The sequence below is a fragment of the Rohdeia mirabilis genome (assembly GCA_007750655.1).
GTDB lineage: Bacteria > Planctomycetota > UBA1135 > UBA1135.
Genome location: CP036290.1, coordinates 463,830 through 481,687, shown reverse-complemented (window position 1 = coordinate 481,687; position 17,858 = coordinate 463,830). Strand labels below are relative to the sequence as shown.

Genomic DNA, 17,858 nt, shown 5'->3' with positions numbered 1-17,858 from the left:
GTCGCTCCTCAGCTCTCGGCGTCCTTGCCGTTCTTCGCCCACCGGTGCCCGACGATCAGACCGCACACGCCGCCGATCAAGAGCGTCACGAACAAGAGCAGCGCGAGCGGCATGGTGACCGTCGCGAACAGCAGCTCCGTCTTGACCGACTCCGTGTTCTGGAACACGACGATGACCGCGAGGACGGCGAGAACGATGGCGGCTGTGTGGCGGACTTTCTTCACTCGTGGTGGGTCGGGGAGCGCGGGACGCCGGGCAGTGTAGCGGCAGCGGTTCGCGTGAGGCCCGCGACCTGATCAGCGCGCATCGCGCACGCCCCGTACAGCGACGCTCCACGCGTCTGCCACCTCGTCGGGAACCCTCAGCTCGACGCCCGTGCCCGCATCGTTCCAGGTGAGCGTCGTGCCGGCGGAGGGGACGGGAACGTAGCCAGAGGCGTTGGTGAAGAGCCACAGTCCGGACAGGTTGGCGCCGCGGTCCTCCGGCTCGACGACGCCCGCGACGCTCCACTCCCACTGGGCCGCGTTGGGCGAGCGCACGAGCTTCTCGCGCGGCCGGGGGATCGGATGGCTCATTTCGTTCCAGGTCCGCTTCCGCGTGGGCAGGCCGTGGACGAATCCAGAACCTCCGCCACCGATCGCCGCCACGAGGACCGACCGTTCAGGAAGGCGTGCGCGATCGACGACGACCTCGGCCCCCAGGATCGAGACGTTCATCTCGAGCTCGAACCAATGAGCGCCGTCGCCCCCGATACCGCGATCGCGAACCATCCAACCCATCGCGCGCGGCTCGCACGCTTCGAGCTCCTCGGGCAGGGCGACGGCGACGATTCGCTCGGCACTGCTGGGTTCACCGGGGTCCTTTCCCGGATTCAGTGCCCTCCAGAGTTCGAATATGACTCCCTCACCCGCATAGCTGAACGCCGTCGTGATTCGCCACACGCTCTCGTCGACATCGAAGCCGAATCCCGCATCGAAGTGCGCTCGCCAGGACTGCGCGTAGTCGTTCGCCCGCACCGAGTCGAGCGCGCTCGCCACGATCCTTCCCGTCGGTGTGTGAACGAGGACCACTGGACCAACTCCGCCCCAGGCCCCCTCGCCCACGAATCGCACCTCGACCTCACGCACCTCGAGCAGCGGGTGGAGATCCACTTCCAGCACGCCGTCCTCGTCGCCGCTGCTCCAGTCGACCGTGCGACTCGCGAGCAGCTGCGGCTCACGACTCGCGAGCGGTCCGTCGAGCCACAGGCGCACCTCGCAAGCTTCGTCGCGCTCGACCACGACGTCGATCACCTCGAAGTGCGGCAGCGGACGATGCGGACCGTCCCCTCGAGCAAGATCTGCGCGCAGGCGGCGCCGCACCTCGTCGTGGCGCGGGTGATGAACGAGGACGCGCACCTGGCGCGTGTTCTCGAGCGCGAACAACGCCTCTTCCGGGAGCGGGCGCGGCACCACCGCAACCTCGCTGCGGCCCCAGTCGAACACCAGCCCGAGCGTCACGTCGGACATCCCGATCGGCGGATCGAACGTTCCTTCGAAGCGCCCGTCGACATCGGTCAGCACGTCGGCCTCGCGCGGCGCGTCGTACCAGACCGTCGTCCGGCCTTCGAACTCGAGTGGCACGGCGAGCGCGAGCTCCACGCCCACGATCGGGCGACCGTCCGCGTCGAGGATGCGGCCGCGGACGACGACGGGCTCGGTCGTGCGCAGGTCGGCGAGCTGGAAGACCGGGCGTCCTTCGTCCGTCGCCATCGGCGGGGCCTGGTCGGCCGAGCACGCCCCCAGTGTCGCGGTCAAGAGACCGAGCGCAGCGATCAGGCACCGGCGGCCGCCGGCCATGGTCGTCGGCCGAGGCGGACGCGTGGAGGCCAGGTGTCGGTGGGAGCGCGCCCCGGCGAGCCGCGAATCCAATGTCACGGACGATGCGGAGGTCCTTTGGGCCGATCCGGGGTCCGCCCGTTCGGCCCGGTGAGTTCTCGATCTGCCGCACCTCATCGCGCGCGGTGAGACGCCGGTCGATTCGCTGTCTTGCAGCTCGAAACCTGCAACCCGGCGCCGCGACGACGGTCCAAGGGGCATGGGATCGGAACGAGAGAAGAGTGCCGGAGCGTCCTACGACCCCGGGAAGGGCGCCGAGCCCCGTTCGGCGGCCCGCGAGACCCCGGCACGGGCGAACCGGCTCAGGCTCCGGAGGGCGAGCTACGATATTGGACTAGTTCGACTAGTTCGTTCGCCACTCCTCCCTCTGACCGCCATGGACTGGAAACTCGCCGAAGCCAAGGCCCGCCTCAGCGAGCTCGTCTCCAGGACGCTCGACGAAGGCCCGCAGCGCATCCTCCGCCGCAACGACGCCGTGGTCGTGCTCTCGGAGGAAGAGTTTCGGCGGCTCACCGGCGCGAGGCTCGACTTCGTGGAGTTCCTGGCGTCGGCCCCGCGCCTGGACGACCTCGAGCTGCCGCCGCGCGACGGGGCCATGCGCGAGGTCGACCTGTGAGGGTGCTGCTCGACACGTGCGTGCTGTCGGAGCTCTCGAAGCCGCGACCCGACGCGCGCGTGCACGCCCTCGTCCCGCGCCTGCAGGCGTCGCGCACGTTCGTCAGCGCGATCACCCTCGGGGAACTGGCCTTCGGCGTCGCGCGGATGCCGAAGTCGAAGCGGCGCACGGAACTCGAAGCGTGGCTCGCTCGCATGGAGGAACGCTTCGCCGGACACGTGCTCGCGGTCGACGCCGAGGTCGGGCGGCTGTGGGGCGAGCGGCTCGCACAGGCCCAGCGCAACGGGCACACCGTCGCCCCGGCGGACGGGCTGATCGCGGCGACAGCCGTCCGCCACGGGCTGACGGTGCTCACGCGCGACACGGCGCCGTTCGCTGCACTGGGCGCGGCGGTGGCGGATCCCTGGACGGCGACGGACTGAAGAGAGTCCGGCCGTCTCGCGCCGCGCGGGTGGCGAATGGGACGGGCGCGGGTACCGATCCGTTCCTGCTGTGGATGGACCATCGAGTCCTTCGCACCACGCGCTCGCCGGGCGCGTTCGATCGCGGAGGCTGGCCGACGAGCGGATCCACCGGTGGGATCGGAAGGCAGCTCGCTGGTAAGCGCGGCGCCCCTAGTACCCCTCGGTGAAGTGCCAGTAGAGTCTCAGCGCGAAGTAGCCCAGGATCACACCGGTGACCGTGAGTGGAACGGCGTAGCCCCACAGCGCCCGCGGCATCGACCGACCCTGGAACACGCGACGCAGCAGACTCCAGCCCACGTCGACCGTACCTGGTGCGCTCGAGAGGAACGCCAGCGCGTAGCACGGGAAGACGACTCCAAAGTTGTGGCTGAAGTTCCCGCCCGCGAAGCCCGGGTCGATCCCGAACCAGGCCTCGCGATACCAGTCGCACAGGAAGCCGGCCACCGCGGCGAGCGCGCCCAACCACGCGGCTCTCGTCGCGCAGCTTCCGGCACCGATGCGAGCTCCGCCCGCGATGCGCCACTCTCCGTCCGCACTTCGTTCGTGGGTCTCGATCATCACAACCGCGGATCCGCCACGGACAGACGCAGGTAGTCGCGCGCGAAACCACAGCGCACGAGCCGCTCGGTGTGCGGGCCGTCCGTCGCATCGACGCCGTCCACGGTCTCGAGCTCGAGCCGCCGACGGCCCTTGCGCGGCAGACGGGCGAGGGCCTCGAACGCGCGCTCGAGGCGGGTGCCGGCCTCGCGCTCGGTCGCCGCCTCGGCGGACGGGAACACGATCAGCTGCTTGCGGCTCGCGGACAGCCACCACTGCGGCTCGCCGTCCACCAGACACACGAGGGCACCGGCCACGCGCCGCGGAAGACCGCTCGCCTTCGAAGTCCCTTCCGCGCCCGCGCGCTCGGGCCACGGAACGAGCGCACCGAACGGCTGGGCCGGATCGACGGCGGCGAGCACGACGATCGCGTGTTCGCCGGACGCGCGGCCGTCGCTCGCCCGCAGCGCGTCGACCGCGCCCGGCACGGCGAACTGCGCGCCCGACAGGCCCTCGACGAACCAGCCGCGCCGAATGCGGCCGCTCTCCTCGATCGCGCGCAGGGTGCGGTAGACCGTCGCGAAGCCGCCGGCCAACTCCTCGGCGCGCGCGACCTCGCGGCTCACGACGCCGTAGCGCGCGAGCAGCACGTTCGCGCGGGCCAGCGCGCGTTCGGTCGGCGTCCGCACCGCGTCGCCGTCGAAACCGGTCGCGAGCAGGTCCACGCGCGACCAGCGTCCGCCGGCGACCACGCCGCGCCAACCGCCGCGGCCCGAACGGCCACCCGCCGAGCGCGCACCGCGCGCGCCCAGCGTCCGCAGCGGCCCGAACGTGTCGTTCGTGATGCGCCCCGCCCAGACCAGGTCCCACAGCACCGCTTCGAAGTCGTCGGTGCGCAGCCCATCGTGCTCGGCGCGCACCGCCCGCTCGAGTTCGGTCAAGAAGCACGCGCCGCCCGCCCCCAGCCGCTCGAGCAGCGCCGCGTGCACCGGGGTCGGAGGCTCGTACGCCGCCTCCAGCTCGACGAGCAGCGGCACGTTCTCGCGCCGCACGAGCGCCACGCGCCCGTCCTTCGCACCCAGTGCGCCGCGCCCGATCCAGACGATCTCGCCCGACGCGGCCAGCAGGTCGAGCGCGTCGAGTTGAAAGCCCGGAACGCGCGCCGGCAACGCGTCCGTCGCGAGCACGCTCCACGGCAACGCCACGCCCTCGAGCCGCTCGACCGCCTCGCGCAAGAGCTGCCCGGGATCGCGCGCGCCGCGACCACCTGCGCCGTCGACCGCTTCGCCACCGCGCCCCACCACCTGGCCGCGCACGCCGTGCCAACGGGGCAGGAAGCGCGCGAACGCCGCCGCGTCGACGGCCGACGCCTCGCGCCGCAGTCGCGCCAACGTCTTGCGCTTGAGCCGCCGCAGGATCTCGGTGTCGCACCACTCGAGCCCGCCGCCGCCCGGCCGCATCTCGCCGCGCACCAGGACGTCCGCACGCTCGAGCGCCACGAGCACCGGCTCGACGCGCTCGAGCGCCAGCCCGTAACGCGCCGCCAGCTCGCGCGCCTCGAACGGGCCGCGTCCCTTCGCGAAGCGCCGCGCCAGGCGGGCGAGCGCGTCCGGCACCTGGGCCACGAACGCGTCGGGCAGGCCGGACGGCACGTTCACGCCGAGCGCGTCGCGGAAGAGTCCCGCGCCGTCGGCCGCGACGAAGCGCTCCTCGCCACCGACGGTGATCGCGATCACGCGCCGCTCCTCGACCAGCGTCTCGAGCCACTTCGCCCCGCCGTCGTCGCACTCGTCCTCGTCCACGCTCGCCGCCAGCTCGAGCGCCGTGCGGTCGCCGATGCGCTGCAGGAGGTCGGTCAACTCGTCGCGGTCGCGCGCGCGCCAGCCGTCGGCGCTGCCGTCGAGTTCGCCCTCCAGTTCGGCCAGCGCGCCCGGGTCGATCAACTCGCGCAGCTCGGCCTGGCCCAGCAGCTCGCGCAACAGGTCCTTGTCGAGCGTCAGCGCCTGGGCTTTGCGCTCGGCGATCGGCGAGTCGCCGTCGTACAGGTACGCGGCCACGTACGCGAACACGAGGCTGCGAGCGAACGGCGACGCGCTGCGGGTCTCGACGCGATCGACGCGGATCGTGCGCGCCCGCACCTCGCGCAGCACGTCCTCGAGACCCGTCAGATCGAACTCGTCGGCCAGCGCCTGGCGGTAGGTCTCGATCACGACCGGGAAGTCCGGCAGGTTCTGCACGGTCGCGAGCAGCGCGCGCGTCTTCAGCCGCTGGGCCCAGAGCGGGTTGCGCTGGTCCGGTCGCCGGCGCGTGACGAGCAGCGAGCGCACGGCGTTCTCGCGGAACAGCGACGCGAACATCGCCGTGCGGCCGACGCGCTCGGTGACGAGATCGACCACCTCCTCCGGGGGCGGCAGCAGCGCCTCGAGATCCAGCGCGCCGAGGCCTGCGTCCCCACCGAACTCGCCGTCGCCCCCACCGTCCGCGAGCCGTAGCACGATCCCGTCGTCCGTGTACATCACCTGCGCCTCGACGTCGGCCAGGCGCCCGAGCCGTTCCTCGATCGCTATCGCCCAGGGCGCGTGCACGCGGCGACCGAAGGGCGAGAGGATGCACACGCGCCAGTCGCCGAGTTCGTCGCGGAAGCGCTCGATCGTGATCGCGCGGTCCGTCGGCAGCGGCCCGCCGGTCGCCGCGCGCTGTTCGGCCAGGTACGTCGCCAGGTTGTGGGCCGCGTGCTCGTCGAGCGGCAGCCGCTCGCGCAGCCAGGTCGCGAGCCGGTCGCGCGCCGCCTCGTCCAACTCGCCGCCGGGCGCACCGCCCTTCCCGCCCAGCTGCTCCCCCGCCTCGCGCACGAACGCGCCGATCGCGCGCCCCAGCTCGAGCGGCCGCCCGGGACCGTCGCCCTTCCAGAACGGCAGACGCCCCGGTTCGCCGGGCGCGGGCGACACGATCACGCGGTCCTTCGTGATCTCCTCGACGCGCCACGTGGTCGTCCCCAGAAGGAACGTGTCGCCGTCGCGCGACTCGTAGACCATCTCCTCGTCCAGCTCGCCGATGCGTGGCCCGCCCTCGCCGAGGTACACGCCAAAGGTCCCGCGGTCGGGGATCGTGCCGGCGTTCATGCGCGCGACCATCGCGGTGCCGCGGCGCGCGCCGAGCACGTCGGTCGTGCGGTCCCAGCGCAGCCGCGGCCGCAGGTCGGCGAACTCGGTGCTCGCGAAGCGGCCCGTCAGCATGTCCAGAACTCCCGTCAGCGCCGCCGTCGCGAGGCTGCGGTACGGGTGCGCGCGCTTGACCAGCCGCTCGAGCGCCGAGACCGTCAGGTCGCCGTCGCAGCAGATCGCGACCACCTGCTGGGCCAACACGTCGAGCGCGTTGACGGGCACGTGGATCGACTCGATCTGGCCCTTCGCCATGCGCTCGACGACGACGGCGCACTCGAGCAGGTCGCCGCGGAACTTCGGATACAGGCGCCCGACGCTCGCCGCGCCCACCTGGTGTCCGGCGCGGCCGATGCGCTGGAGTCCGCGCGCGACCGAGCCCGGCGACTCGACGAGCAGCACCAGGTCCACCGCGCCCATGTCGATGCCGAGCTCGAGCGAACTGGTGGCGACGATGCCGCGCACCTCGCCGCGCTTGAGACGGTCCTCGACGACAGCGCGCTTCTCGTGGCTGACGCTGCCGTGGTGCGAGAGGACGAGTTCCTCGCCCGCCAGGTCGTTGAGGCGCTGGGCGAGCCGTTCCGCGAGCGCGCGGTTGTTGACGAACACGATCGTCGAGCGGTGCGTCCGGATCTGCTCGAGGATCTGCGGATACATCGCCGGCCAGATGCCGCGCTCGTTGCCCTGACGGTTACCGGGCATGTGGTAGAGCTGACCGAGGATCGAACCGCTGGGCAGGTCGTCGTCGCCGTCCTGCGCAGCGCCTGAACTCAGCGGCCGCGCCTCGTCCGGCAGCACGCGCTCCATGTCGGGCACCGGCACGCGGATCTCGAGTTCGATGCGCGGCGGCTCGCCAGCGTCCACGATCGCCACCGCGCGGTCGCCGCCGAGGAAGCGCGCCACGTCCTCGAGCGGGCGCGCGGTGGCGGACAGGCCGATGCGTTGGGGTTCGGTGCCGCCGGCCGCGAGCACGCGCGCGGCGAGCCGCTCGAGCGACAGCGCCAGGTGCACGCCGCGCTTGGTCGGCGCGAGCGCGTGGATCTCGTCCACGATCAGCGTCTCCGTGGTCGCGAGATTGGCGCCCGCGCGCGACCCGAGGATCAGGTACAGCGACTCGGGCGTGGTGACGAGGACGTCGCCCGGATCGCGCCGCTGCTGCTCGCGCTCGCGTTGGGGCGTGTCGCCGGTGCGTACGTCCACGCGGAGCTCGGGGCCCTCGAGTCCGAGTGCTTCCGCCGCGCGCCGGATGCCGACGAGCGGCGCCCGCAGGTTGCGTTCGATGTCGCTGACGAGCGCCTTCAACGGCGAGACGTAGACGACGCGGTAGCCGCGCGGGCGCTTCAGGGCCTCGGCGGTCGGCTCGTCGCCCGCCTCCACGCCGACCGCGCGCGCCGCCAGTCGATCGAGCGCGAACAGGAACGCCGCCAGCGTCTTGCCCGACCCCGTCGGCGCGACGAGCAACGCGTGCTCGCCCGCCGCGATCCGCTCCCACCCGCGCCGCTGGACGGCGGTCGGCGCGGCGAAGCTGTCCTCGAACCAGCGCGCGGTGGCGGGCGAGAACGGGAGGTCGGTCCGGGTCGGCACGGCCAGATCCTACGGCCGATCGCACGGGTGTCGGGGCCGATCCGGCTCAGTGGGCGGCCTCCAGCTCGAGCAGCCGCTGCTTGCGCCACAGGTGTCCGCCGTAGCCCGTCAACCGCCCGTCCGCGCCGACCACGCGATGGCACGGGACGACGATCGCGAGGCGGTTGTCGCCGTTCGCGCGCCCCACCGCTCGCACCACCTCGGGCCGACCGATGGCGGCGGCCTGCTGGGCGTAGCTGCGCGTCGTGCCGTAGGGAATGGTCCGCAGCTCGCTCCACACCGCGCGCTGGAACGGCGTGCCCGGCAGCGCGAGCGGCAGGTCGAAGTCGGTGAGCCTCCCGGCGAAGTAGGCGTCGAGCTGGGTCTGCGTGCGTTCGAGTACGCCGTTGTCCCCGGGCGCGAAGGCCGCGTCGAGATGGCGGCGCAGTCGTTCGATCTGCGTCGACAGCATGCGCCGGTCGGCGAACTCGAGCAGCACGAGCGCGTCGTCGGTGGCGGCGGCGACCAGCGGACCGAGCGGCGACGTCAGACGCGTGACGCGCACCGCGCACGTGCCGCGCGCGCGACCGGGCGGCGCGCCGAAGTGGCGCTGGAACGCGTCGCGGAAGCCGCTCGCCGACTCGAAGCCGGCCGCCTCGCCGACCGCGTCCAGGTCCGCCCCGAGGGTCAGATGCCCGAGCGCCCGCCCCAGCCGTCGCGCGCGCTGGAAGGCGTGGAACGTCAGTCCGTGCTCGCGCAGGAACCAGCGCCGCACCCGCGCGGGGTCGAGCTCACGCGGGCGCAGGTCCGCGTCGGTGAAGCGGCGTCCGGCGTCCGCCTCGACATCGGCGACGAGCTCGGCCAACCAGTCCGGCACCGCGCCGACCGGCTCGAGCGGACGGCAGCGCTTGCACGGTCGGTAGCCCGCCGCCAACGCCTGCCCGAGCGTGCCGAAGTACTCGACGTTGCGCGCCAGCGGTTTGCGCGCCGGACAGGTCGGCCGACACACGATCCCGGTCGTGCGGATGGCGGCGACGAACACGCCCTCGAAGGCCGCGTCGCGCGCCACGAGCGCCGCGTACATCACGTCGTCGGGCGGCAGGCGGGCGGGTTCACCGAGCTGGGTGCGCATCGCCGCATCCTGTGAAGGACGCACCGATCGCGCCACCGCGGAGTGGACGTGGAAGTCGGGTTCCGTGGGCTCCGAGCCGAGAACGTCGGAGTGCTCCTCCTCGCGTTCGACCGGCCGCGGCCAGCGTCACGTCACCGCGGCGTCAGCACCAGGACCGAACCCGGCGCACCCGTGCGGAACGTGCTGCCGTCCACGCGACAGTCGTAGTCGGTGTGCGGCAGGAGTCCGGTCCAGCCGACGGATCCATCGTCCAAGCTCTGAAGGAAACCGCCCGCCAGCGGATGGGCGTTCATCCAGCCCCGTGGATGGGCCCAGGGGTCTCCGGCTTCGCGGCGCCGTTCCAGGAAGTCGTGCGCGGCGTCGCTCTCTTCCAGGGCGACGGTGACCGACCGAGTCAGGTCGACCACGACCTGTGCGGGCACGTCGCCGACCGACACGGTGCCCGTCCCCACGAGCTGTGCAGCTTCGAAGTCGTGATAGCCGTCGTCGCTGCCCAGGACGACGACGCGATAGTCGCCGGGCGGAGCGACGAACGCGAAGCGACGAATCCTCGGGTCTTCGTCGTGAACGAATGCATCGACGTCGTCGCCGAGTCCCAGATAGAAGTCCTCGGGCTGGATCTGCATCAGCTGCCTCACCGACAGCCCATCGCTCGCGCGCCACACGTGCACCTGCATGGAGTGCCGACCAACGCCTTCTGGCCGGCGCACGACGACGTCCAGTCGAACGCCCCACTCCACGACGAGCTCGACCACCGCTTCGGTCTGATCGGGATCCACTCGAACCGGGTCGGGCTCGTGGGCCACGAGCAACTCGGCCAGGACGAGTTCGCGATCGAGCGCTCCCTTCGCCGTGAACGCGACCGGCGGGAGGTCCTCCGTTCGCCCGAGGTCGATGCCGAGCCCCGAGAACGAGAGTTCACCCGAGCGCTCGTCGAGACCGTCGAAGCGAACGGGGACGATCCTGCTTCCACGGACCCAATAGCTCGCCGCCGGACGGCCAAGGCGATCGCCGTCGATGCCGAGCCTCGCGTTCCAACGAAACACCTCGTCCAGCGATGTCGGCGCCCCCCGCGGAGGAACGCCGCGCACGACCAGCCGAGGATGGACCATCACCGACCTCGTTCCGGGGCTCGTGAACTCCGACAGCACCAGGTCCTCTTCGGGTTCGAGGCTGACGGTCATCTCGAAGCGCTGCGAACGTCCGGGCCAGGCCACCGATCCCGTGAGCCGATAGTCGCCGGGCACGAGTCGGTGGAACAGGAGCATCCGACGCTCGGGAGCGGCATACGTCGTGTCGGCTTGGCGTCCAGGCAGCCCGACGGGTGCGAGGCTCCAGTTCGCGAACGCGCCCTCTTCGCCGGCGTCGAGAGTGAGAGACGCCGCCCCCAGCGTCGTGACGACGAACTCGTTCGGACGATCGGTTCGCAGTTCGAGCGCCGGGAGTGCACCGCTCGGCAGGTGCCCGCCACCCTCGGTGAGTGCAGCGAAGAAGCGCCGGTTCCGACCGAACGAGTGTGGGTCCGAAATGCTGCCCGTGAGCGTCTCTCGAAGTGGCAGTCCCGTGAAGACGTGGACCTCGTCGCTCGTCGAAAGCTGCTGTTCCATGCTGGCCACGAGGTCCGGATCGAACGGAGCACTCACAGACAGCCGCAGTCGAGCATGCACGTCGAGCAGCGATCCCGAGTGGCGAGCGATCGTCCTGCGCCGCGCGAGAACGTCACTTACCTCCAGATCGTCCGGCAACTTCGCCTGGAAGAGCCCACGCAAGGAGCTTCCGATCCTGCGGGTCCTGGAATCGGTCGATCCCTCGACGTGCGTGCTCAACCTGAACGCGACGGGTTCGGCGCCCTCTGCCGTGACCACGCGAACGACCAGATCCACCGCCCGTCGCATCTGTACCTCGTGCCGTTGCGGATGGCCTTCGCGATGCTCGTCGAGGAACTCGTCGAACACGAAGTACCTCGGACAGTACCCGGGCGCCTCGAGCGCAGCGACCGGAGCCACCCCGTCCATCGAGATCGGCAGTTCGGCATTCAATGCATGGCTCTCCACTCGCGTCGACCCACGCTCGACGAGGAGCACCCGCGCACCTTCGATCACTTCGCTGGTGTGGTCGTCGACGGGAAGCACGTGGTCGGACCAGCGCGTCGCCGAGGACCGCGGTGCGCTGGTCATCGCCGCGCGCGCGTCCGACTCGACCGACGACCCCTCGAGCTCCAAGAGCGGCGAGGGCTCCGACCCGTCGAGCATCGGCGAACTCGGAGTACCGGGCGCCAGTGGCATCTCGGAATCGACTTCGTCCACACTCGGCCAGAAGAGCGCGACCAGTCCGATGGCCAAGGCTGCGGCGAGCGGCAGGAACAGGACCCAGAGCCGTGCGGACGATCGAACTCCCATCGCGACACTCTAGTTCAGTGCGCGACGGTGCCTACACAGCCCCTCACCCACTCACGTTCACCAACCCGCCGGACGAACCCGAGGGCGTGATGAAGCGCGTGAAACTGTCGATCTGCCCGTCGATGCGATCGGCGAGGCCCACGATCAAGCCGTTGAAGCCGTCCTTGGCCTTCTCGGAGTACAGCAGCGCGTGCAGGTCCTCCGGGGAACTGCGCGCGGCCTGAGCGAACTGCGAGCGGCGCAGGTCGAGGCCGATCGTCCGACCCTCCTCGCGCACCAGGTCCAGCCCGAGCCCGCTGCGCAGCGTGTCGGTGCCGCGCTTGCGAACGGCCTCGTCGAAGGCGGTGGCGATGATCGTGTCGAAGGTCGTCCGCGTGCTCTTGACCGTGGCCGAGCCGAAACCGGTGTAGTCGCCCTCGAAGATGCCTTCGAGCGCGCGCACGAGTTTGGTGATGCCGTCGCGCAGACCGTTCACGTCGCCGAACTTCGCGCCGCCGCGACCGGTCCGCGCCTCGAACGTGCCGGCGGCGATGCCGACGCTCGAGAAGAAGCTCGTCCCGCCCGAGTCGAGCACGAGATCGTCCACGCCGCTCCCGCCGATCACGACGGTGCCCTTCTGCTCGTCGAAGCGCGCCGTCACGCCCGGAACGAGGCTCTCGATGCGCGCCAGCACGTCGGCGAGCGAGTCCGACGCCGTGTCGATCGAGACGTCCACGCCGTTGATCGTGAAAGTCCCCGACGAGATCGCCGCAAGTTCGGGCACCGAGTCGATGCTGCGCTCGAGTTCCGAGTCGAGACCCGGCACTTCGCTCGCGCCGTCGAGCTTCAGCGCCGCGATCAGACCCGACGTGTCGCCCGCGACCACGATCGACTCCGCCGATCCCGGCGTGCGGCTCGTGAAGCGCACGGAGTCCGTGTCGGGATCGTAGGCCAGGTCCACGCCCGCACCCGACGCCGCGACGCGCGCGATCACGTCGTTCAGCGTGTCGTTCGCGAAGACGTCGATCTGGGCGCCGTTCACCGTGAACGAGCCGTTCGTGATCGTCGTTCCACTGTCGAAGTTGGCCGCGGCGTCGCCGGTCCCGTCGAACGCGCGGTCGGGCTGGAGTGCTTCGCCGACCGTGGCCGAGACCTCGACCTGGAAGCTGTCGCCGAGACTGAGCGTGCCCGACGAGAACGCGATCTCGAGGCCGTTGGACAACGTGGTGACGTCGTTCGCGCCGCCGAATCCGAGCGACACCGTGTCGATCACGCCGCCGCCGCTGTCGCGCACCTCGACGGCCACGCCCGTCAGTCCCACGAGTCCACCGTCGGTGACCACGAAGGTCAGCGTGTCGTCGCCGTTGCTCCCGTCGTAGACGCCGCCGAGCGTCGGGTCCGAGCTGGAACTGCCCGAGAACGCCGGCACCTTGGGCGTGTACGACGTCGGCGTGGTGTTGATCTCGGCCGTGGACGTCAGCGTCGTCGCCGTCGGCGTGAGCGTGAGCCCGAGGCTCGCCACCGACGTCGCGCGCGCCGCCTGCTTCGTCGTTCCGGCGCGGAAGGAGCCGTCCACGCGCCGCAGCCCGCGCAGGGCATCGCGCAGGTCGCCGAGCTCGCCCAGGAACGCGGCCGGATCGAGGCCCACCGCGGCGGGAGCCGAGCTGAACGACGACGCACGCCCGCCACCGCCCGCGGGGGCGATGTACATGGACGAGTTGATCGAGGAGTTGGGCGAGGTGCCGGAGATCTGCATGGAGCCGAGGGTCTCGGAGCCTTCGGACCGCCCGCTCGGCTCACCCGAGACGAACTCGGATCTTTGTGGAGCGGACGCGCGACCCCGCCCCGCGCCCCCACCCAGGGCCCGTGGGACGCCGCGACGCGCTCAGCGATCGATGCGCCAGATCCCCAGGTCCACGGCGCGCCCGTCCTCCTCGATGCGGTCGACGCGCACGCGCACCGCACCCAATCTCCTGGCCACGGCGATGCTCGCGTCGTTGCGCACGTCGCAGTGCAGCTCGACCCACTCGAGCCCCAGGACGTCGAACGCGACGGGAACGAGTGCCGCGGTCGCCTCGGTCGCATAGCCCTTCCCCACCGCCCCCGCGTCGAGCCAGTAGCCGGCCTCCATCGACCCCGCGGGCCCACGCCCGATCAGCATCGTCTCGCCCACCAGTGCGCCGTTCTCGCGTTCGCGCACCGCGTACCGGTAGTGCTCGCCGGCGTCGAAACTCGCGCGACAGCTCGCGATGACCTCGCGCGTCCCGGCGAGGTCGCGCGGCTCGTGCCGCATGAACGGGATCCACGGCCGCAGGTGCGCGTCGTTCGCATCGAGCAGCGCGCGCAGTTCGGGCGCGTCCGTGTCGTCCCACACGTGCAGGTGCAGGCGCTCGGTGCGCAGGGTCTTGGGGGCGCTGGGCATGGTCGGAGGATAGGAAGTCGGACGGGCCGGGTCTCGCGCGGACGTCGGTCGCCGAGCAGCACATCCACAAGGGTTCGCGGCCCGAACGCACCTGGCATGCCCGAAGGTCCCGAGATCCGCCGCGCCGCCGACCGCATCGCCGAGGGCATCGTGGGTCGCGAGCTGGTGAATGTGCGCTTCGGGCCCACGCGACTCGAGCCCTACGCGAACGAGCTGATCGGCGCGCGCGTGGAGTCGGTGCGGCCGCGGGGCAAGGCGCTGCTCACGCGCTTCGACACTGGGCGCGTGCTCTACAGCCACAACCAGCTGTACGGCCGCTGGTACGTGGTCGCCGCGGGGAAGCCGCCGCGCACGGGGCGTTCGTTGCGGGTCGCGCTCGAGACGGAGTCGAAGTGGGCGCTGTTGTACAGCGCGTCCGAGATCGAGCTGCTCGACGCGGACGCGGTGGACGCGCACCCGTTCATCGCCAAGCTCGGCCCCGACGTGCTCGACGAGGGCACGCCGCCGCGCGTGATCGCGAAGCGGCTCGCGTCCAAGCGGTTCGAGCGGCGATCACTCGGTGCGCTGCTGCTCGACCAGTCCTTCGTCGCCGGCCTCGGCAACTACCTGCGCAGCGAGATCCTGTTCTTCGCCGGCCTGCACCCGAGCCTGCGCCCGTGCGACCTTTGCGACGAACAGCGCACGACCCTCGCACGCCTGATCCGCTCGATCACGAAACGCGCGTACACCACCGGCGGCACGACCGAAGAGCCTGAGTTCGTCGCCGATGCCAAGGCGAACGGCGAGCCGCGCCGCACCTGGCGCCACGCGGTGTTCGGTCGCGCCGACGCGCCCTGCCGTCGTTGTGGCGAGTTCATCGAGCGCATCGAGGTGGGTTCGCGGCGGCTGTACCTGTGTCCGTGGTGTCAGGGGTGAGGAGCGTCGTCGCGGTCGGCGCTCACGGGAACGCGACGACCGATCCCGGCGGACCCGTGCGGAACGTGATGTCGGTCCCCACGACGCGGTACTCGGCGTCGGGCACGAGGCCGTTGATCGGCGCGGGGTCGTACTTCGCCCACCAACCCCACAGGTGGGCGCCGGGGAAGACGGGTGCATCGACGGGCTCGACGTCCACGTCGCGAGTGGACAGTCCGAGCGCCGAGGCGTCGAGCAGCACCACGGCCGCTTCGCGCAGTCGAACGACGGTCGCGGGGCGATCGGGTCGGAGCATCTCCTCGCCTCCAGCCTCGCCGCCGACCTCCACCGCACCCGCGCCGCAGTAGGAGAGCCCGGCGAGCTCGTCCCAGTGCGGCTCGGTCTCTGTGGGATCCGCGCCGCCGCGGCCCGCTTCGAATCCCCCCAGGTACCACTGTCCGAGCTGCGCCGTTACGAACAGGTCCCAGGTTCCCGGCTCCAGTTCGAACCAACCCTCGAGCTCGGTCGCCGTCCCCACCGGCGCGCCGTCCCACTCGCCCTCGGCCGCGAGGACGCGCACCTCGCCGCTCGTTCGTTCGAGCGCGAGACCCGTCATCCGATGGTCCATGGGCCGGAGCACGCGTCCGTCGGGCGGCAGCACGGTGACCGCGACGCGCACCGGTTCGGTCGGCGCGGCCTCGGAAGTGGGCGCGGGCGCGTGGCATCCGGCGAGCGCGGTGAGCAGGACGAGAGCGAGACGGTGCTGCATGGATGGACTCGTGAGGGATCTGGATCTCGGAGCGCGCGCGTCGCTCCGGAACGCGACGCACATGTGGGTTCGAGGCACGCTACCGCCGCAGATGCGACGTGCGCGTACCCACCGCGCGCCCGGCGCCCGCGCGCACGCGCGACGATCCGTCGAGCGCCACGTGCGCGAGGTTCGGGAAGAGCGGTTGGATGCGGGCGTCGCGATCCTCGACGCGACCGAGCGGCCACAGGGCGCGGGCGGCCGGCGGCCAGTCGGCGAGTGCGTAGGCCCCGCCGGCGCCGACGACGGCGAGCGCGGCCGGCTCGAGGACGAGGCGTTGCTCGGGCGACGTCGCGGAGGTGACGTCGAAGCTCACGGAGGCCACGAACGTGCGACTGACCGCTTCGCGCAGACTCGGTTCGATCAGTGAACGGCCCGCGAACGCGACCACTTCCCACGAACCGTACGGCAGCTCGATGGTGCCGCTGCGGGACTCGTCGACGCGACCGTCGTGCAGGAGTCGGACGCGGTCACCGGAGCGGTCGATCGCGATCAGGCGCATCCACCGCGGCATGTCCTCGGGCTCGAGCGCGTCGGGGAGTTCGATCGCAACAGGAACGAGCCCGCGCTCCGTGACGACTCCGCTCGTCCTGCCGACCCAGTAGGCCACGCCCGCGACGAGCAGTGCGGCGACGAGTGCCAGCGCGGGTGCGCGCCGCGACCCGCGCGACGGCTCGGGCTCCACCTCCTCCCACGCCAGGACCTCGCTCGCCCGCCGGCCCTGCTGCACGGTCACGCGGACACGGGCGCGACGCGGCGAACCGTGCGCCCCTTCCGCGTCGAACGCGCAGCGAAGATCCCAGGTGCCTTCCGGCAGCGCGAGCGCCACCGTGCCGTCGAGATCCGGGCCCGCGGCGACGGGCGGCGCATGCTCGACGTCGGTCGCGACGTCGGTGGCGCGCAGCCAGGTCAGTCGCGCGCGCGACCCCATGCCCCCGATCTCGACCTGGGCGCCGGGCACGACCTCGAGGGCGACGTCGACGGTGCCGCCGTTGGAGGGGATCGTCACGATCGAATCGTGCGAGGCGGGCGCGGACGCCGGCGCGACCTGCGTCGGAGCGGAGCGGGCGCTGCGCGCGGTGGACGACGGCGATTCACCGAACGCTGCTTCGGCGAGCGCTTCGGGGCTGGACGGGGCGCCGCGAACGAGCCATTTCGGCGCGTCCGACTCGTGCAACCGAGCGGACACGAGCCGCGCGCGATAGCGACCCGTGCGCAGGCCGACCAAGCGATCCAGCGGTCCCGGTCGAACGTCGAACACGTGTCGCGCGCGCACGCGAGACGGTGCGTCGAGCGGCCCGTCGAGCTCGATGCGAACACGTGAGCGGTGCAGGACGCGGGCGCGCTCGGCGTCGAGGTCGGTCGCCGCGAACTGCGACGAACGACCCGCTGCGGGACGGGTCACGGCCGCGGCGGGCATCGGCCGACTCGGGATCAGGCGCACCTGACACGGCTCCGAGTCGGGCGCTTCGAGTTCGCCGAGGTCGAGAACGCGCGGGCTGGGCGCCGCGGTCGGCGAGTCGAACTCGCGCACCACGACGACGACACCGAGCTCCGGCTCGCGCCAACTCGCGACCAACCGCCGGCGCGCTCCGAGCCGCCCGAGTGACGTGAAGGCCCGACCCGCTCCCTGGCTCGCGTCGTGCTGCCAGGTCCCGTCGGGGGCCAGCGTCTCGAAGCGCACGTTCGCCGCCGCGCGCGACGGATCGGCAACAGCGGGCAGGGAGCAGCGCGCCTCGACGAGCGCGGACCGGGGCGTTCCGTTGAACACGTGCGTCGCGCGTGGATCGCGCTGGGTCGGGTCGTGTCGCCGGCCGGAAGGACTCCGGCGATCGACGCGGTCCCGACGATCCGCGTGCTCGTGTGGCGGCGGATGTGGGCGCTGCGCGACGTGCGTGGCGAGCGGGATCGGATGGGTTCGTGGCGCCGCGACGAGCGACGGCGGGCCTACGCCGGGCCGACGCGCCGGTTGGGGACGTGGAGCCGGCGGGGTTCGGTCTGGAGCG

Annotated in this window: 13 protein-coding genes; 3 read left to right on the top strand and 10 right to left on the bottom strand. The window is 71.8% G+C overall.

The genetic code is table 11. The features are described from left to right. Positions 1 to 8: 8 nt before the first annotated feature. Both Pla163_RS01705 and Pla163_RS01700 read right to left on the bottom strand, forming a co-directional pair. Entirely contained in the window at positions 9 to 224 is a 216-nt protein-coding gene (locus Pla163_RS01705) for a lipopolysaccharide assembly protein LapA domain-containing protein (RefSeq protein ID WP_419186204.1), read from the bottom strand. Between the two features lie 72 nt (positions 225 to 296). Beyond that, positions 297 to 1,838, bottom strand: a complete 1,542-nt coding sequence (locus tag Pla163_RS01700; RefSeq protein ID WP_145182624.1) for a hypothetical protein — start codon at positions 1,836 to 1,838, stop codon at positions 297 to 299. 415 nt (positions 1,839 to 2,253) lie between these two features. Here Pla163_RS01700 and Pla163_RS18580 point away from each other — a divergent pair, with 415 nt between their 5' ends. Both Pla163_RS18580 and Pla163_RS01690 read left to right on the top strand, forming a co-directional pair. Further along, positions 2,254 to 2,493: a type II toxin-antitoxin system Phd/YefM family antitoxin gene (locus Pla163_RS18580; protein WP_419186203.1), complete on the top strand. Its 240-nt coding sequence runs from the start codon at positions 2,254 to 2,256 to the stop codon at positions 2,491 to 2,493. Positions 2,494 to 2,495: 2 nt separating this feature from the next. Then, positions 2,496 to 2,915 carry a type II toxin-antitoxin system VapC family toxin gene (locus Pla163_RS01690; RefSeq protein WP_419186202.1) on the top strand — a complete coding sequence of 140 codons (420 nt, stop codon included), beginning with the start codon at positions 2,496 to 2,498 and terminating at the stop codon, positions 2,913 to 2,915. A 192-nt stretch (positions 2,916 to 3,107) separates the two neighbouring features. Here the strand turns inward: Pla163_RS01690 and Pla163_RS01685 are convergent, their stop codons facing one another. From Pla163_RS01685 to Pla163_RS01660, 6 genes are all read right to left on the bottom strand, one after another. Then, on the bottom strand, positions 3,108 to 3,515 hold the full coding sequence (locus Pla163_RS01685; protein ID WP_145182615.1) for a hypothetical protein: 408 nt from the start codon (positions 3,513 to 3,515) through the stop codon (positions 3,108 to 3,110). Further along, on the bottom strand, positions 3,515 to 8,239 hold the full coding sequence (locus Pla163_RS01680) for an Lhr family helicase (RefSeq protein ID WP_145182612.1): 4,725 nt from the start codon (positions 8,237 to 8,239) through the stop codon (positions 3,515 to 3,517). The genes Pla163_RS01685 and Pla163_RS01680 overlap by 1 nt, the downstream gene beginning before the upstream one ends. A 46-nt stretch (positions 8,240 to 8,285) precedes the next feature. Next, positions 8,286 to 9,350 (bottom strand): bifunctional transcriptional activator/DNA repair enzyme AdaA, encoded by a 1,065-nt coding sequence (locus Pla163_RS01675; RefSeq protein WP_419186201.1) that lies wholly within the window; start codon positions 9,348 to 9,350, stop codon positions 8,286 to 8,288. Positions 9,351 to 9,481: 131 nt separating this feature from the next. After that, positions 9,482 to 11,749, bottom strand: coding sequence for a hypothetical protein (locus Pla163_RS01670; RefSeq protein WP_145182609.1), 2,268 nt, complete (start codon positions 11,747 to 11,749; stop codon positions 9,482 to 9,484). 43 nt (positions 11,750 to 11,792) lie between these two features. Next, positions 11,793 to 13,484: a hypothetical protein gene (locus tag Pla163_RS01665; RefSeq protein WP_145182605.1), complete on the bottom strand. Its 1,692-nt coding sequence runs from the start codon at positions 13,482 to 13,484 to the stop codon at positions 11,793 to 11,795. 129 nt (positions 13,485 to 13,613) lie between these two features. Then, positions 13,614 to 14,150 (bottom strand): GNAT family N-acetyltransferase, encoded by a 537-nt coding sequence (locus Pla163_RS01660; protein WP_145182602.1) that lies wholly within the window; start codon positions 14,148 to 14,150, stop codon positions 13,614 to 13,616. 96 nt (positions 14,151 to 14,246) lie between these two features. Between Pla163_RS01660 and nei the strand changes: the two genes are divergently transcribed. Next, positions 14,247 to 15,065 carry an endonuclease VIII gene (gene nei, locus Pla163_RS01655; protein ID WP_145182598.1) on the top strand — a complete coding sequence of 273 codons (819 nt, stop codon included), beginning with the start codon at positions 14,247 to 14,249 and terminating at the stop codon, positions 15,063 to 15,065. A 22-nt stretch (positions 15,066 to 15,087) separates the two neighbouring features. On the opposite strand, the gene Pla163_RS01650 is transcribed toward nei, so the two are convergent. Then, entirely contained in the window at positions 15,088 to 15,813 is a 726-nt protein-coding gene (locus tag Pla163_RS01650) for a hypothetical protein (protein ID WP_145182595.1), read from the bottom strand. A gap of 79 nt (positions 15,814 to 15,892) precedes the next feature. Continuing rightward, complete coding sequence (locus tag Pla163_RS01645; RefSeq protein ID WP_145182592.1) at positions 15,893 to 17,623, bottom strand: hypothetical protein; 1,731 nt, start codon at positions 17,621 to 17,623, stop codon at positions 15,893 to 15,895. Between the last annotated feature and the right edge of the window lie 235 nt (positions 17,624 to 17,858).

Excerpts from the sequence above, each read along its gene's own strand:
- Pla163_RS01700 (WP_145182624.1), bottom strand. The coding sequence starts at position 1,838 with ATGGCCGGCGGCCGCCGGTGCCTGATCGCTGCGCTCGGTCTCTTGACC.
- Pla163_RS18580 (WP_419186203.1), top strand. The coding sequence starts at position 2,254 with ATGGACTGGAAACTCGCCGAAGCCAAGGCCCGCCTCAGCGAGCTCGTC.
- Pla163_RS01685 (WP_145182615.1), bottom strand. The coding sequence starts at position 3,515 with ATGATCGAGACCCACGAACGAAGTGCGGACGGAGAGTGGCGCATCGCG.
- Pla163_RS01675 (WP_419186201.1), bottom strand. The coding sequence starts at position 9,350 with ATGCGCACCCAGCTCGGTGAACCCGCCCGCCTGCCGCCCGACGACGTG.
- Pla163_RS01670 (WP_145182609.1), bottom strand. The coding sequence starts at position 11,749 with ATGGGAGTTCGATCGTCCGCACGGCTCTGGGTCCTGTTCCTGCCGCTC.
- Pla163_RS01665 (WP_145182605.1), bottom strand. The coding sequence starts at position 13,484 with ATGCAGATCTCCGGCACCTCGCCCAACTCCTCGATCAACTCGTCCATG.
- Pla163_RS01660 (WP_145182602.1), bottom strand. The coding sequence starts at position 14,150 with ATGCCCAGCGCCCCCAAGACCCTGCGCACCGAGCGCCTGCACCTGCAC.
- nei (WP_145182598.1), top strand. The coding sequence starts at position 14,247 with ATGCCCGAAGGTCCCGAGATCCGCCGCGCCGCCGACCGCATCGCCGAG.
- Pla163_RS01650 (WP_145182595.1), bottom strand. The coding sequence starts at position 15,813 with ATGCAGCACCGTCTCGCTCTCGTCCTGCTCACCGCGCTCGCCGGATGC.